Origin of the sequence: Collimonas sp. NPDC087041, assembly GCF_044745265.1 — a bacterium.
GTDB lineage: Bacteria > Pseudomonadota > Gammaproteobacteria > Burkholderiales > Burkholderiaceae_D > Collimonas.
Genome location: NZ_JBIUZX010000001.1, coordinates 255,108 through 268,373, shown reverse-complemented (window position 1 = coordinate 268,373; position 13,266 = coordinate 255,108). Strand labels below are relative to the sequence as shown.

Annotated in this window: 15 protein-coding genes; 1 reads left to right on the top strand and 14 read right to left on the bottom strand. The window is 59.6% G+C overall.

Annotation, left to right across the window (positions count from 1 at the left end):
* Positions 1 to 18: 18 nt before the first annotated feature.
* From gnd to ACIPF8_RS01210, 5 genes are all read right to left on the bottom strand, one after another.
* Entirely contained in the window at positions 19 to 1,047 is a 1,029-nt protein-coding gene (gnd, locus tag ACIPF8_RS01230) for a phosphogluconate dehydrogenase (NAD(+)-dependent, decarboxylating) (RefSeq protein ID WP_400416642.1), read from the bottom strand.
* Positions 1,048 to 1,103: 56 nt separating this feature from the next.
* Positions 1,104 to 1,337, bottom strand: coding sequence for a hypothetical protein (locus ACIPF8_RS01225; RefSeq protein ID WP_400416640.1), 234 nt, complete (start codon positions 1,335 to 1,337; stop codon positions 1,104 to 1,106).
* A 97-nt stretch (positions 1,338 to 1,434) separates the two neighbouring features.
* Complete coding sequence (locus ACIPF8_RS01220) at positions 1,435 to 1,821, bottom strand: RcnB family protein (protein WP_400416639.1); 387 nt, start codon at positions 1,819 to 1,821, stop codon at positions 1,435 to 1,437.
* A 183-nt stretch (positions 1,822 to 2,004) separates the two neighbouring features.
* Entirely contained in the window at positions 2,005 to 3,057 is a 1,053-nt protein-coding gene (locus tag ACIPF8_RS01215) for a hypothetical protein (protein ID WP_400416637.1), read from the bottom strand.
* A gap of 79 nt (positions 3,058 to 3,136) precedes the next feature.
* Positions 3,137 to 3,322, bottom strand: a complete 186-nt coding sequence (locus ACIPF8_RS01210; protein WP_400416636.1) for a hypothetical protein — start codon at positions 3,320 to 3,322, stop codon at positions 3,137 to 3,139.
* 205 nt (positions 3,323 to 3,527) lie between these two features.
* Here ACIPF8_RS01210 and ACIPF8_RS01205 point away from each other — a divergent pair, with 205 nt between their 5' ends.
* On the top strand, positions 3,528 to 4,433 hold the full coding sequence (locus ACIPF8_RS01205) for a LysR family transcriptional regulator (protein WP_400416634.1): 906 nt from the start codon (positions 3,528 to 3,530) through the stop codon (positions 4,431 to 4,433).
* Between the two features lie 40 nt (positions 4,434 to 4,473).
* Here ACIPF8_RS01205 and ACIPF8_RS01200 read toward each other — a convergent pair whose 3' ends face one another.
* The 9 genes from ACIPF8_RS01200 to ACIPF8_RS01160 all read right to left on the bottom strand — a co-directional run bounded on the left by ACIPF8_RS01200 (position 4,474) and on the right by ACIPF8_RS01160 (position 13,215).
* Positions 4,474 to 5,400 (bottom strand): ACP S-malonyltransferase, encoded by a 927-nt coding sequence (locus ACIPF8_RS01200; protein WP_400416632.1) that lies wholly within the window; start codon positions 5,398 to 5,400, stop codon positions 4,474 to 4,476.
* Between the two features lie 30 nt (positions 5,401 to 5,430).
* Positions 5,431 to 6,576 (bottom strand): ABC transporter substrate-binding protein, encoded by a 1,146-nt coding sequence (locus tag ACIPF8_RS01195; RefSeq protein ID WP_400416630.1) that lies wholly within the window; start codon positions 6,574 to 6,576, stop codon positions 5,431 to 5,433.
* A 103-nt stretch (positions 6,577 to 6,679) separates the two neighbouring features.
* Complete coding sequence (gene mdcB, locus ACIPF8_RS01190; RefSeq protein WP_400416629.1) at positions 6,680 to 7,603, bottom strand: triphosphoribosyl-dephospho-CoA synthase MdcB; 924 nt, start codon at positions 7,601 to 7,603, stop codon at positions 6,680 to 6,682.
* On the bottom strand, positions 7,600 to 8,274 hold the full coding sequence (gene mdcG / locus ACIPF8_RS01185) for a malonate decarboxylase holo-[acyl-carrier-protein] synthase (protein WP_400416627.1): 675 nt from the start codon (positions 8,272 to 8,274) through the stop codon (positions 7,600 to 7,602). Before mdcG ends, mdcB begins: the two co-directional genes overlap by 4 nt.
* Complete coding sequence (mdcE, locus tag ACIPF8_RS01180; protein ID WP_400416625.1) at positions 8,258 to 8,968, bottom strand: biotin-independent malonate decarboxylase subunit gamma; 711 nt, start codon at positions 8,966 to 8,968, stop codon at positions 8,258 to 8,260. The genes mdcG and mdcE overlap by 17 nt, the downstream gene beginning before the upstream one ends.
* Before the next feature lie 2 nt (positions 8,969 to 8,970).
* On the bottom strand, positions 8,971 to 9,870 hold the full coding sequence (locus ACIPF8_RS01175; RefSeq protein WP_400416623.1) for a biotin-independent malonate decarboxylase subunit beta: 900 nt from the start codon (positions 9,868 to 9,870) through the stop codon (positions 8,971 to 8,973).
* Complete coding sequence (gene mdcC / locus ACIPF8_RS01170; RefSeq protein ID WP_400416621.1) at positions 9,867 to 10,181, bottom strand: malonate decarboxylase acyl carrier protein; 315 nt, start codon at positions 10,179 to 10,181, stop codon at positions 9,867 to 9,869. The genes ACIPF8_RS01175 and mdcC overlap by 4 nt, the downstream gene beginning before the upstream one ends.
* A 9-nt stretch (positions 10,182 to 10,190) precedes the next feature.
* Positions 10,191 to 11,864 (bottom strand): malonate decarboxylase subunit alpha, encoded by a 1,674-nt coding sequence (gene mdcA / locus ACIPF8_RS01165; protein WP_400416619.1) that lies wholly within the window; start codon positions 11,862 to 11,864, stop codon positions 10,191 to 10,193.
* 1 nt (position 11,865) lies between these two features.
* The gene (locus tag ACIPF8_RS01160; RefSeq protein ID WP_400416618.1) at positions 11,866 to 13,215 is read right to left on the bottom strand and encodes a TRAP transporter large permease; all 1,350 of its coding nucleotides are present in this window, start codon (positions 13,213 to 13,215) and stop codon (positions 11,866 to 11,868) included.
* Positions 13,216 to 13,266: the final 51 nt, after the last annotated feature.

Here is a 13,266-nt window from a genome sequence, read left to right as displayed (position 1 = left end):
TTCCCGAAACCTTCTTCATCATTCCTCCTTAGGCTTGACGGGCTTTTCCAGATGGCCGCCAAAACCGTGTCGCATCGCCGACAACACCTTGTCGGCAAAACCGGCTTCACCGCGCGAACTGAAGCGCGCATACAATGCCGCGCTCAGGATCGGCGTCGGCACCGATTCGTCGATGGCCGCGTTGATCGTCCAGCGCCCTTCTCCGGAATCGGAAACGCGGCCAGCGTAATTTTCCAGCTTTGGGTCCTGCAACAGCGCCCCGGCGGTCAAGTCCAGCAGCCAGGAACTGATCACGCTGCCGCGCCGCCAGAGTTCGGTAATCTCCGGAAGATCCAGATCATATTGATAATGCTCGGGGTGGCGCAACGGCGTCGTTTCGGCATCTACCTCACCGCTTTGCTTGCCGACATTGGCGTGCCGCAGGATATTCAAGCCTTCCGCATAAGCACCCATGATGCCGTATTCGATACCGTTGTGAACCATCTTGACGAAGTGGCCGGCGCCATGCGGACCGCAATGCAGATAACCTTGTTCAGCGGTGCTGTCCGGCTTGTTCCGCCCGGCCATCGCTGGCGCGGCATCAACGCCCGGCGAGAGTGTGGAAAAAATCGGCGCAAGATGCTGCACAGTTTCCTTTTCGCCACCGATCATCAGGCAATAGCCGCGCTCGAATCCGGCCACGCCGCCGCTGGTGCCGACATCGACGTAATGGATCTGGCGCGCCTGCAATTCCGCTGCGCGCCGGATGTCGTCGTGATAATACGAATTGCCGCCGTCGATGACGATGTCGCCGGCTTCAAGCAGCGGCGCCAACAGGGCCAGATTCTCATCGACCACAGCGGCCGGCAGCATTAGCCACAACACGCGCGGCTTGGGCAACTTGGCGACCAGGTCGGCCAGCGAGGTGGCGCCGACCACGCCAGTTTGCTGCATGGCCTTGACCGCATCCTGATGCAAGTCATACACCACGCACTGATGATCGCCCTTGAGCAGCCGTTTCACCATATTGGCGCCCATGCGCCCTAATCCGATCATGCCGAGTTGCATCTTCAATCTCCTATTTGACAGGTCTCGCGACAATACCTGCCATATTACATCTGTTGCTAGCGCTGTTTTTCGATCAGTGCGATTGCCACAGAACGTGCTTCCTCTTCGGCCGCCGCTTCGGTCGGAAACACTTCGTCGACAGCAACCCGTTGCAAGGGAAAAATATCGTTACGATGCATCGGATTGGTCGATGGGCCGTAAATCACCAGATTGGCAATCCAGTCTTCGCTATCCGGCACTTGCGATGCAGAACACTCGATCTCGTAATCACCAATTATTTCGGTACGCATGACTGCCTCCAATTGATACAAAGCACTTGGTTGAGCCAAGCGCACACATCCATCCGCCAGTCCCGGATGGATGCATATTTCAGTAATTGCGGACGCTTCAGTTGCCCAGCAATACCTGCAGGATGATGCCGGTGGTAATCGCCACCAGCACATAATCGCCACCGGTTTGCACCCAATGGTAGCCGCGTGGCGGTGCGTTCAGGTGATGACCGCGCCAGTCGTCAACCACGTATTGCCGGTTGTGATATTCGGGCGGTAGACGCTGTCCTCGATAAAACGCATGGTTCGGCCCCGCCCCCCGTTCGCCTTGGTGCGGGTCACCGCGCATGCCGCGATCCGGCTGCTGGCCACGGTCAGGGCGTTGCTGACCATCACGCTGGTCGTTGTGCTGGTCATTGCGTTCGCCGTAGTTCTGGCCGTATGCCAATCCTGTCGTAGCCAAGGTCATCGCCATGACGACGGTGGCCATTATTTTCATTTTCATGCTGAACTCCTCTGGAAAGAGACGTTGCATCCATACACTGGACGTTAGTCGCGGACCGGCAGTCACGATGCGCGCCGGCACTCTTGCTTCCCATAAGAAGATACACCTAAATCAAATATATTCCGTGCGCCAGCGCACACAGTACCCTTGACCAACGCACGGCACGGCCTTAATGACAAAAAATCAAATGCTGCCTGAATCGCGCAGCGCCACCTTGCCTTGCGGCGTCAGGAAAGGACCGAGTTTTGCGTACGGAATCACGAAATCCTGTTCACATCCGGTACCAAAGGCCTCTTCCCAGAATTCAATGCCGCTCGCGGTGAGCGATACCCTATATTCCCCTTCGCCTTTGTATCCATTCCGGCACTCCTTGTCGATTGCGACGCCCTTGAAAAGATACTTTTGTAACCGTTCGGGGAGAACGCGATACAGGCCGCCATCAGCTGATTTCGGGGCAAACCAATCCCAGAGCTGGATCTCCTCGCCGCTGCGCAGATCCCAGGTCCGATAGTCGAGCGAGATCCCGCTTCGACCATAGCCAGCTGCCCATCGATAGAAATTGACGGTAATCCAGCGTGAAGACCAGAACACCGGCGCGGCTGATGTTTCATCTTCCGTGGCAGCGCCCATGCTGCCCAGATATTGGCGTCGCGTGGCGAAGTAGTCCGCAATATCTTCGACCTTGCGCGGCAGGATGGCGCGCAGTTTCTGATTGACCTTGGCCACGCCATCGCCGGCTCCTTGCAACTCAATGGTCACGACATCGGCAATCCGCAGATTCCGGTATTTTTTCCCTTCGAAATCCTGTGTCTTGCCAATCTGCAGCGCTGGCAAATTTTCCAGTGGGCGATTATAGGCATCGCTGCCACAAGCATTTTCACTACCGGCCTCACCGATTGACGCAAGCGCCAATGCCAGCGGCGCACCTCCTTTGGGGCCGCGCCAAGTACCGTCCACATGACCACCTGCCGGAGCCCCAAGGCTCCATGACCCGGTATTGCCGCTTTCCGTCCAACTCGATTGGCCGTCTTGCCGCGTCAACTGGATCGGTGTTTTGTGGCGCACGTAGTAGTAACTGCCGTTGGCACTGTCGGCGCCGGCTTGATTGAAGCAGGCGACAATATCGGCATTGCCGAGCTTGCCTTGCCATACCCCAGCCAACGAGACTGGATCGGTGCCGGCCACCGCGTATCCGAAGGGCAGCAAACTCAACAAGGAGAAAAATAATGGGCGCATCGGGGCCTTTGTCTATGCCTGGCGGCGATACGACAATTTAGCATGATTGCATGGGGCCGGCGACGCCCGCGCCAGTTGATTAGTCGCGAGGCCCGCCCGGATCGCTACGCCCCGGTTTGGAAAACGCCTGCACATTGGCGCGCCGATGCTTCTCGCCGCAATCCTCCGTCACGGATGCATTGCTACGCCAGGCGAACAGGATCTTGGCAAAAATACTGATCGCGATGCCGGCGATTCCAACCACAATGAGAAAAAATTCAAACATGCTTCCCCCCGATTGCCTTGCCGCAGTCGAACGTTCAACTATTTGGTTGACCGCTTAACCTGCCCAAGGTAAAACTGTCTCTGGCAAGAGCCTCCCGAGACCTCCCGGCATCGGCACTTGCCTCCCATGTATTTACTGTAACGTCACGGCATTGACGAAGGCCAATACCGAATACGGCAGGCATCCATCTCAAAACGGCATAGAAATGATTTCACTCAGGCAGATCAGGTATTTTGTCGAAATTGTCGACGCCGGCAGCTATACGCGCGCCGCCGAACGTTTGTACATTGCGCAATCGGCGCTGAGCCGGCAGATGAAGGAACTGGAGGGCGATATACAGGCATGCCTGTTGCAGCGTGATTCGCGCCATATCGAATTGACCCAAGCGGGTCAGTTGTTTTATGAGAGATGCAAGAGAATCCTGGAAGACCTTGACGACGCCATCGTACAGGCGCATCAAGTCGGCAAAGGCGAGCAAGGCAGGATCCGTATCCTGCACTCCAGCTCGGTCACCTTGTCTGAGACATTCGGCAATGTATTCAACGCGCTGCTCGCGCAATTTCCCGGCGTCTCGCTGGACATTTCCAGGGCGCCGTCCGAGCATCAGGCGGTAGATATCGATGAAGGCCGCGCCGATTTCGGCCTGGCGCGCTTGCCGATCCTGCGCAAATTTCCGAATATCCTGGCGAAGAAACTGTTTGATGAAAGACTGGTGGTAGCGGTCTCCAGCAACCATCGGCTGGCAACCAGGAGCAGCATCGACATCGGTGAGTTGCGCGATGAACAATTTGTCTCGGTCCCGCACAAGGATCGCGGCGGCCTCAGCTATCTTGTGGCGGAGCTCTGCATGCGCCACGGTTTCTTTCCGAAAGTGGCGCGCGCTACCTCGCGCAAGTCGTCACAGTTGAACCTGATCGAGGCCAACCTGGGTATTGCGATCATTCCCGCCAGCATGCGCGAGGTGTCTTCATCGCATATACATTTTCTGCAGTTGCAGGAGCAAGATGCCCATTCCGAGGTGGCGCTGATTTATCGGCGCGACGCCCCGCCGATGACGGCAAGCTTCATTGAAGCGTTCTTGAAATTGATGCCGGATGCGGAGAAGTTTTGAGGCCGGCAGGCAGATAGTCGAACGCCGCAGCCAATGCTTCTCACAGCCGTTCCAGCCAGTCGAGTACGCCTTGCAAGCTCCGGAATTCACTCACGGAACGGCATGCGATATGCGGGTGGCGCGCGCGCAACATGCTCGACAGCGCCGAGCCGGGCCCCAATTCCAGTGCCACGGTGATCTGACGTTCGGCGCAGGCATCCATGCAATCGTCCCAGTGTATGGTGTGCGCTATTTGATTGGACAACTCCGAAATCGCCAACTCTTTTCTTGTCACGGCTTGTCCGGACAGGCCGGACAGCACCGGCAACAAGGGATCAAGCGACAATTGCCCACGCAGTTCTTCTGCAAACGGCGCAACTGCAGCTTCCATCAAGGGCGTGTGCGACGCCACCGTCACCGGCAGCACACTGATACGCCCTCCGAGCCGGAGGATGTCATCGGCAATCTGGTGGAGATCCTGATAATGGCCGCCGGCGATGCAACTGTCGGCGTCGGTTTCGATCGCAACGTAAAGTTGCAGCGGCGCCAGCAAGGCAGCCATGGCGCGGACATCGACGCCGCTCACGGCAAACAACACCTGGCGCGGCGATTGCTGTACGCAGGCGTCCATCAGGTTGGCGCGCAGCCTTGCCAGCCCGATCGCCTGCTGCGGCGTCAAGGCGCCGGCGACGCCATAGGCGGCAAGCTCGCCGATACTGTAGCCGGCCACCAATTCTGGCGCCGGCACCACATCCTTGAGCGCAGACCAGGCCGCCAGCGTTGCCGCCACGATCAGCGGTTGCGCCAGCAGATTGGAAAACAGCAAGGTATCGTCGGACAGTATCTGTTCCAGCGGCTGCCCGAGGACAGCAGGCGGCAGCCACTGATCGAGCAACTCTGCCGCGCGCGGGTCGGCGCGCAGCAGATCGAACATGGCCGGATGCTGGCCACCTTGCCCCGGACACAGAATTGCCAGACGCGGCATCATGCTTCCCTGCTCCCTTTCCCGTCCTGGCGATTAACGCAGTACGTAGCCATCCTTGCCGATCACCGTCAACTCGATGAAACTCAAGCCGTCGCGGCTGGATGGGCCGTATTTGAGCGAGACGCCGCCGAGGTCGTAGTTACCCATGCTTTCCAGTCCGCTGACCAGGCCTTCGCGGGTCGGCTTGTTGCCGGCACGGCGCAAGCCTTCCACCAGCACCTTGGCGGAAATGAAGCCTTCCAGCGTCGGATAGGAGTCGGACAATTCACTACGGCTCTTGAGCGCGGTCATGAATTCCTTGGAGATCGCCGAGCTGGAACTGCGCGGGTTCGGGAACACCTGGGTCATGCCGAGGCCGCGCGCATCCTTGCCCAGGCCTTGCAGGAACACCTGCGAGCTGACGTTCGACAAGGTAATCAACTGCTGCTGGCCGCCAGCCTGACGATATTCCTTGATGAAGGCCGCGCATGGCTTGGCGGTGCAGATCAACAGCACGGCTTGCGGTTTTGCGTCAAAAATCTTTTTCACTGCGCCTTCGACGGCAACGGTATTGCGTTCGTAATTGGCGATCACCGGTTCCGGCAGCTTATGCTTCTTGATTGCCTGCTTCAAGCCTTCCAGCGCATCGTTGCCGAATGAATCGTTGGACACCAATACCGCGTATTTCTGCAGGCCCATGCCCGACAACTGATCAATCGCGGTGATGACTTCATCGCGATACTTGGAGCGGACGTTGAACAGATAGTGCTGCATCGGTTCGTGCAGCGAAGTCGCGCCGCTGACCGGTGCAATCAGCGGCACCTTGGCGTCGTTGATGGTCGACAGGATCGATTCGGTAGTCGGCGTGCCGCGATACAGGAACAACGCGAAGGCATTCTTTTCAGTCAACAGCTTGTGCGTATTCTCAACGGTGCGCTTTGGTTCAAAGCCATCATCCAGCGATTCCAGAACGATCTTGCGGCCGAACACGCCGCCCTGCTTGTTGACGATATCAAAATACAGCTGTGCGCCTGCGGTCGCCTGCTTGACTTCTTCTGCTGCGGTTCCGGTAAATCCTGCCGACTGGCCGATCACGATCGTATTGCTGGTAATACCAGGCTCTGCGTTAGCGCTACCAACGCTGAATAAGCCGAACAACCCGATACCGACTGCCAAAGACAACTTCTGATGCGCTTTCATTTATTCTCCAGAGATATTCTTCAACGCCTGAGTTCTCCTGCAGGCATTGTTCAACGCGTGTTTATAGGCGACAGCAATCCGGCGGATCAGCAAACGCTGCCGATTACCGCAAGTAGCTCAGTCCGTGCAGCAAATAAGTGGCCGCCAGCAAGTCGGCAGCGCCACCGGGCGACAGCTTATCCTGAATAAATGCCAAATGGCAACTAATTGCGTGCTCGCGCCAATTTTCTGCGGCGCTGCCGCCGGCATCGAGAAACTGTCGCGCCCTGTCTTTGACTTTTTCAGCACCGTCCAAGCCGCCGCGATGATAGGTATTGGTGTCGCTGATATGCGCCATCAACGCAAACAAGGTATCGATGGCGGCCGATTCGTAGCCACGGCCGGCGTTCAGCGTCTGCACGAAACGCGGCAGCGCCAGCTCGAACAGCGACGGAAAACCCAGCGCCGCTTCTTCGGCGGCGCCGCTGACCGCGTAATGCTCGGCCACCTGCTTGCCATGCGAGCCGCTTGCGGTGTCCTGCATATGGCGGTTCAGCGCATCACCCCACTGTATCAACAGCGTGGCGCGGATCGCCGCCGCTGACAGCGAGATGCCGCGGCCATGGCAATAACCGGCTGAGGCGCACAACAGGCCCAGGCTGAAAATCGCCCCGCGATGCGTATTGATTCCGGCGGTAGCGCGCAGCATGGTCTGTTCGGCCTCGATACCGAGTTGGCGCAGCACGGGAAATCCGGCGCCATCGACGCCAGCTTGTGTAATACGAATGAAATAATGGCGTAACGCAAACAGGCTGCGCATGAATGTGGTGGCGTCCATGTCGGCGTGGCTGCCGTTATCGACGGGAGACACCAGGCCCGGCTTGGGATAAAGCTGCAACTCGCGATACAGGCTGCGCAACGCCAGCCGTGCAACAGTCACGCAAAAGGCACGCTGTACGCGCATGTTTTGCCGCTGCAGCGCGTATTGACGGCGTCGTCCCGGCGCCGGTTCGGGGCGCAGCAAATCGGGATGACCGCAGGAGTTCATGTCAATGCCACGCCTTCGAGGCCGGCGATCAAGGTCGATAGCGTCGCCAGCTTAACTCCGGTTTCACTCTTGACCAGCACCTTCTGCTGACCAGCAAGTTGCAGCGCCTGCTGGCACTCCTTCCAGGCCACGGCCTGACCGTCCGCGAAAACGATCTCGCCATCCAGTGGCAAATGCGCAGCGTACTGCTCCAGTAGTCCCAGGCCGCACGACAGTTCATCGGCGTTCTTGGGTGCAAACAGCAAATCGATATCGGAGGTCAGCGTCAGATAGTTTTGCCGGGTCAGGATTTGCCACGACCATGAACCATAGATCCGCATCGTGATGCCGATGCGCTGACAATCCTCGGCAAATGCATGCAACGGGCCCAACCACCAGGAAGGCGCATGCGCCAGCGCCGAATGCAAGGCCAGCGGCGGCTCTATGCGCCGAATCGCGCTGGAGTCGGCCTTGAATGGAATACGGATTTTATGGCCGTCGGCATCGGGCGGTAACGGCAATCCGAGGCAAACCTGATCGACGGCAGTGCCCGCTTCCTGGCGCCGCAGCACTGCCGGCCAATCAGCCTGCTGCCACTGCGCCAGCGCCGCGCGCTGCGGCGGCGTCATGCCTTCGGCGGCAGCTTGCCAGCCGGCGCTGCTAAGCCAGACCAGGCTATGGCGTGTCAGCATGGCCGGCCACCGCTTGCGTCACCTTGAAGGCCATGGAACGACCACCGCGTTGCAAGCCGGCCGCGCTGCGTTTGTCTTGCGGATCGGCCTGGCGGATGGCTTGTATCAGCCGCTGCGCCAGATCGTCATGCCAGATTTCTTCGATGCCGCCCATGTGCAAGTAATTGGTGGCGCCGGGAGCGAATACCGGATTGCTCTTGGCCAGTTCGTTCAGCCGCTCTTCCGGCACCTTGGTGATCCTGGCCATGGCCGGCAAACCCATTACGCGGATGGTCGCTTCCGGCAATGCGTAGCAGGCATCAGCCATCAAGCCGCTGGTGATGAAGCCGCCGGACAATGCCTGATCGTAGACCAGGCCGACAATTTTATGTCCCTGCCGACGCGCCAGGTCCAGGCATTTCCCCAGGTGCGCCATATAACTATTGATGCCCAGCATTTCATCGCGATACCGCAAACGCTGCCCCTGGGTATCGACCAGGATCACGATGGCGCGCTGCGGATGCTCGCGCACCGTGGCCAAAACCGCTTGCGCCTGCAGCAAGGCGATCTCGACGCCGATCGCCGCGTGGCCGGTGGTGCCAATGATCGCTACCGTTTCCCCATCGACCTGCCCGCTGCCGGATAAAAACTGATCTTGTTCGACAATATTATGGCCATCGGGGAACAACGCCGTTGCCAGGTTTTTCCAATCCATGTTCATGCTCCCAAGCGCACATCGGCGGCAAGCGCAACGAACGCATCGGCTTCCAGCATTGGCAAGCCGGCAGCATCGGCAATGCCAAGCTGCGTCCAGATTTCAAGCGGATCGCGGGCCTGACCAAAGTTGGTGATACGTTGCTGCAGCAATTGCTGCTCGGCTTCCAACGCTACCAGCGTCAGCGGAATGGCGGCGGCATCGGCGTGGCATTGCTGCGCCAGTTCCAATGCACTCTGCCGGAAAGCGCCGACATTGTCGGCCACCAGCATCTGGCAATCGCCCAGCAGATAACGATGCTTGCCGCCGGTGGTGCGCCACACCAGAGCACGGTCGCGTGAGTCAAACTCTTCGACGCCGTTGGCGGTTTCGATCACTTCCGGGCCAGACATCGCCAACCGCCCTTCTTCCGATATCACGATCGCATTGGCGCAACGGGCGACGATGCCCATGCCGCCGAAGCAGCCGTTGGAGCCGCCGACCAGCACGATCACAGGAATGCCTGCGGCGCGCACTTCGAGCAATGCGCGCATCACCTCGGATACGGCGATCAGGCCGGCATTGGCTTCGTGCAAGCGCACGCCGCCGGTTTCCAGCAACAACAGCACTGCATAGGGACGCTCCGTCAGCGCCAGCTGCAGCAAACCGGTCAGCTTGGCGCCATGCACCTCGCCGACAGCGCCGCCCATGAAACCGCCTTCCTGCGCCGCTACGAATACCGGTTCGCCATGCAGTCGACCGCGGCCAATCGCCACGCCGTCATCGAACGACACAGGCGCATCCAGCTGGCCGAGATGGGGACTGACGATGCGCAGCGCCGGCGGCAGGATTTCGACGAAACTATCGGTATCCAGCAAGGCCTGCAAGCGCTCGCGCGCATTCGCTTCCAGATAGCTGCTCATGGCGCGCTCCCGGTCATTGCCTGCAGCGCCTGGTCGAGGCGCAGGCTGACCACTGCCGGCGTCGCGCCCATGTCGTTGATCGCGATGCGCGCATCGGCCAATTGCCAGCGCTGCTGAAAATCGCCCAGCACCGCTTCCCAGATCGGCCCGAAACCGCGTGCGGCAGTCCTGATTTCAATCGTACAGGCGCCGTTCAACGGCGCCGATTCGATCAGCACTTCCAGGTTGCCGGAGCTGACCACGCCCGATAGTTGCGGCGCGGCCGGCAAGCGGCGCTGGCCATGTTCAAAACGAAAATTCAAGGTTTCCATCGGATTCCCTTACCAGTTCCTGAAGCGTTTCGGCGGGTCGTACAAACCGCCCGAAGCACGCACCAGATCTTTCATGTTTTTTGCCGCCAGCAGATCGCGCGTGGCCTGCCGCTTGTCGATGCCGAGGTCTTCCGGCCGCTGGATGATGCCGCGATCGCGCAGGTTTTCCACCATGCGCTTGTCGCGCCCGAGACCGATCGGGGTATAACCGGCAACGCCGCGCACCGCCTGCTCACGCTCTTCGTCGGTGCGGCACAACAGCAGGTTGGCCAAGCCTTCTTCGGTCAGGATATGACTGACGTCTTCGCCGTAGATCATCACCGGCGGAATCGCCATGTCGGCCTGTTCAGCCAGCTCCCAGGCGTCCAGGCGTTCGACGAAGGCCGGCTGCATGTGCTCACGGAAAGTCTCGACGATCTGCACCACCAGTTTTTGGCCGCGCGGAATCAGGTTCTTGCCGTCGCGCGCCTGGCGTCCGGCTTTCAACCAACCTGGGCTGGCATGACGGCGGCCGCGGGCATCGGCGCCCATGTTCGGCGCGCCGCCGAAGCCGGCGATGCGGCCCGCAGTGGCGGTCGACGAATTGCCCTGCAAATCAATCTGCAGGGTCGAACCGATGAACATGTCACAGGCGTAATGGCCGGCCATCTGGCTGAACGCGCGGTTACTACGCATCGAGCCGTCCGGACCGACAAAGAACACGTCGGAACGGGCGCGGATATATTCTTCCATGCCGAGTTCAGAGCCGAACGAGTGGATCGACTCGACAAAACCAGCCTCGATGGCCGGTATCAACGCCGGGTGCGGATTCAACGCCCAGTGTTTACAAATCTTGCCTTTCAGACCGAGCGACGCGGCATAAGTCGGCAAGATCAGCTCAATCGCGGCAGTATCGAAGCCGATGCCATGATTCAGGCGCTGCACCTGATACTCGGCGTAAATGCCCTTGATGGCCATCATCGCCATCAGTATCTGGATATCCGAAATCTGCGCCGGGTCGCGCGTGAACAAGGGTTCAATATAGTGCGGCGTCGGCGCCTGCACCACGAAGCCGACCCAGTCTGCCGGAATATCCACACGCGGCAGCACATCGACAATCTGGTTGACCTGGGCGATCACGATGCCGCCGCTGAATGCGGTGGCTTCGACAATCGCCGGCGTGTCTTCGGTGTTCGGCCCGGTGTACAGATTACCGTGACGATCGGCAGCCTGCGCCGCCACCAGTGCAACCCGCGGCGTCAGGTCAACAAAATAACGACCGAACAATTCAAGATAAGTATGGATCGCGCCGATGTTCAGCTTGCCCGCCGCCACCAGGCGCGCCAGCCGCACCGCCTGCGGCCCGGAAAAGGAAAAATCCAGGCGCGAGGCAATGCCGTTTTCAAAGATGTCCAGATGCTCCGGCAACGCCAGCACCGACAGCAGCATGTGCAAGTCGTTGACGCGGCCCGGATCGAGCTTGGTCAGCGCCTTGGCCAGGAAATCAGCCTGCTTCTGGTTGTTCCCCTCCAGGCAAACCCGGTCGCCGGATTCCAGCACACTGTGCAGCAGGTCCTGGATCCGCCCGGCCTCCACCACCTTGCCGCGGCAAGCATCGCCCAGCGTCGCGGCGGCGCGCTGCAGGCGCTGCTCGCGATTGGTGTTGCGCAAATCCCAGCGCCGCCCGTTGCCGGAGGTATCCATGTCAGCGTACTCCCATCAGCATGTCAGGCAACCCGGTGACGATGCCGGGAAACAGACACAACAATATGATCGCCAGGAACATCAGCAGCAGGAACGGCAGCGTACCCTTGATCACGTCCGACAAGGGAATATCCGGCGCGATGTTCTTGATGACAAACAGATTCAAGCCCACCGGCGGATGAATCAGGCCCATTTCCATCACGACCGTCATCACCACGCCGAACCAGATCAGGTCGAAACCGGCTTCACGCAGCGGCGGCAGGATGATCGGCGCCGTCATCAGGATGATCGACACAGGCGGCAGGAAAAAACCAAGCACGATCACCATCAGCAGGATCACCGACAGCAGCAGCCATTTCGACAGATGCAGGCCGACCACCCATTGCGCTGCCGACTGGCTGATGTGCAGATAGCTCATCACATACGAATACAGCAGCGACATGCCGATGATCAGCAGCAGCATGCAGGATTCCTTGATGGTCGAATTCAGGTACGGCATCAGATCACGCGGCCGCCACATGCGGTACACCACGGCGATCAGCACGATCGCCAGCAAGGCGCCCAGGCCGGCGGTCTCGGATGGTGTGGCAAAGCCACCGTACAGCGCAACCATGACGCCGATCAGCAGGATCAGAAATGGCAGCACGCGTGGCAGCATCTCGACTTTCTGCGCGAAGGTGAAATGCTCGTCATCCAGGTAGGCCGACTTGACGCCGCCCTGGCTGTAGATGGCGTGCGCCAGGCGATATTCCTTGCGCGCACGGTACACCGCGTAACCGGCGAACATGAACACCAGCAGCACACCCGGACCAACCCCGGCCAGGAACAAGCGTCCCAGCGATTGTTCTGAAGCGACCGCATACAGGATCATCGTGATCGATGGCGGCAACAGGATGCCCAGTGTGCCGCCGGCGGCGATGATGCCGGCCGCGAAGCCTGGCGAATAACCGCGCCGGCGCATCTCCGGAATACCGGCCGAGCCGATTGCCGAACAGGTCGCCGGCGACGAACCGGCCATCGCCGCGAACAGAGCACAGGCAAACACGTTGGCAATCCCCAAGCCGCCCGGCACCCTGCTAAGCCAGGCGTGGATCGCCGAGTACAGGTCGCGCCCGGCCGGCGATTTGCCGATGGCCGCTCCCTTCAAGATGAATAGCGGAATCGACAGCAAGGTCACCGAGGCGATTTCCTCGTAGACGTTTTGCGTGACCGTATCGAGTGATGATGCCGGCATGAAAAAATACATGAAGCCGGTCGCCACCACACCAAGCGCAAAGGCAATCGGCATGCCGGAACACATCACGACAATGGTGACGATGCCGTACAAGACACCAAGGGTCAGCGGGCTCATTGCGGCATCTCCATGAATCTGCTGGGCGAGCCAATCTCCGCCGTACGGCGC

Excerpts from the sequence above, each read along its gene's own strand:
- gnd (WP_400416642.1), bottom strand. The coding sequence starts at position 1,047 with ATGCAACTCGGCATGATCGGATTAGGGCGCATGGGCGCCAATATGGTG.
- ACIPF8_RS01225 (WP_400416640.1), bottom strand. The coding sequence starts at position 1,337 with ATGCGTACCGAAATAATTGGTGATTACGAGATCGAGTGTTCTGCATCG.
- ACIPF8_RS01220 (WP_400416639.1), bottom strand. The coding sequence starts at position 1,821 with ATGAAAATGAAAATAATGGCCACCGTCGTCATGGCGATGACCTTGGCT.
- ACIPF8_RS01215 (WP_400416637.1), bottom strand. The coding sequence starts at position 3,057 with ATGCGCCCATTATTTTTCTCCTTGTTGAGTTTGCTGCCCTTCGGATAC.
- ACIPF8_RS01210 (WP_400416636.1), bottom strand. The coding sequence starts at position 3,322 with ATGTTTGAATTTTTTCTCATTGTGGTTGGAATCGCCGGCATCGCGATC.
- ACIPF8_RS01205 (WP_400416634.1), top strand. The coding sequence starts at position 3,528 with ATGATTTCACTCAGGCAGATCAGGTATTTTGTCGAAATTGTCGACGCC.
- ACIPF8_RS01200 (WP_400416632.1), bottom strand. The coding sequence starts at position 5,400 with ATGATGCCGCGTCTGGCAATTCTGTGTCCGGGGCAAGGTGGCCAGCAT.
- ACIPF8_RS01195 (WP_400416630.1), bottom strand. The coding sequence starts at position 6,576 with ATGAAAGCGCATCAGAAGTTGTCTTTGGCAGTCGGTATCGGGTTGTTC.
- mdcB (WP_400416629.1), bottom strand. The coding sequence starts at position 7,603 with ATGAACTCCTGCGGTCATCCCGATTTGCTGCGCCCCGAACCGGCGCCG.
- mdcG (WP_400416627.1), bottom strand. The coding sequence starts at position 8,274 with ATGCTGACACGCCATAGCCTGGTCTGGCTTAGCAGCGCCGGCTGGCAA.
- mdcE (WP_400416625.1), bottom strand. The coding sequence starts at position 8,968 with ATGGATTGGAAAAACCTGGCAACGGCGTTGTTCCCCGATGGCCATAAT.
- ACIPF8_RS01175 (WP_400416623.1), bottom strand. The coding sequence starts at position 9,870 with ATGAGCAGCTATCTGGAAGCGAATGCGCGCGAGCGCTTGCAGGCCTTG.
- mdcC (WP_400416621.1), bottom strand. The coding sequence starts at position 10,181 with ATGGAAACCTTGAATTTTCGTTTTGAACATGGCCAGCGCCGCTTGCCG.
- mdcA (WP_400416619.1), bottom strand. The coding sequence starts at position 11,864 with ATGGATACCTCCGGCAACGGGCGGCGCTGGGATTTGCGCAACACCAAT.
- ACIPF8_RS01160 (WP_400416618.1), bottom strand. The coding sequence starts at position 13,215 with ATGAGCCCGCTGACCCTTGGTGTCTTGTACGGCATCGTCACCATTGTC.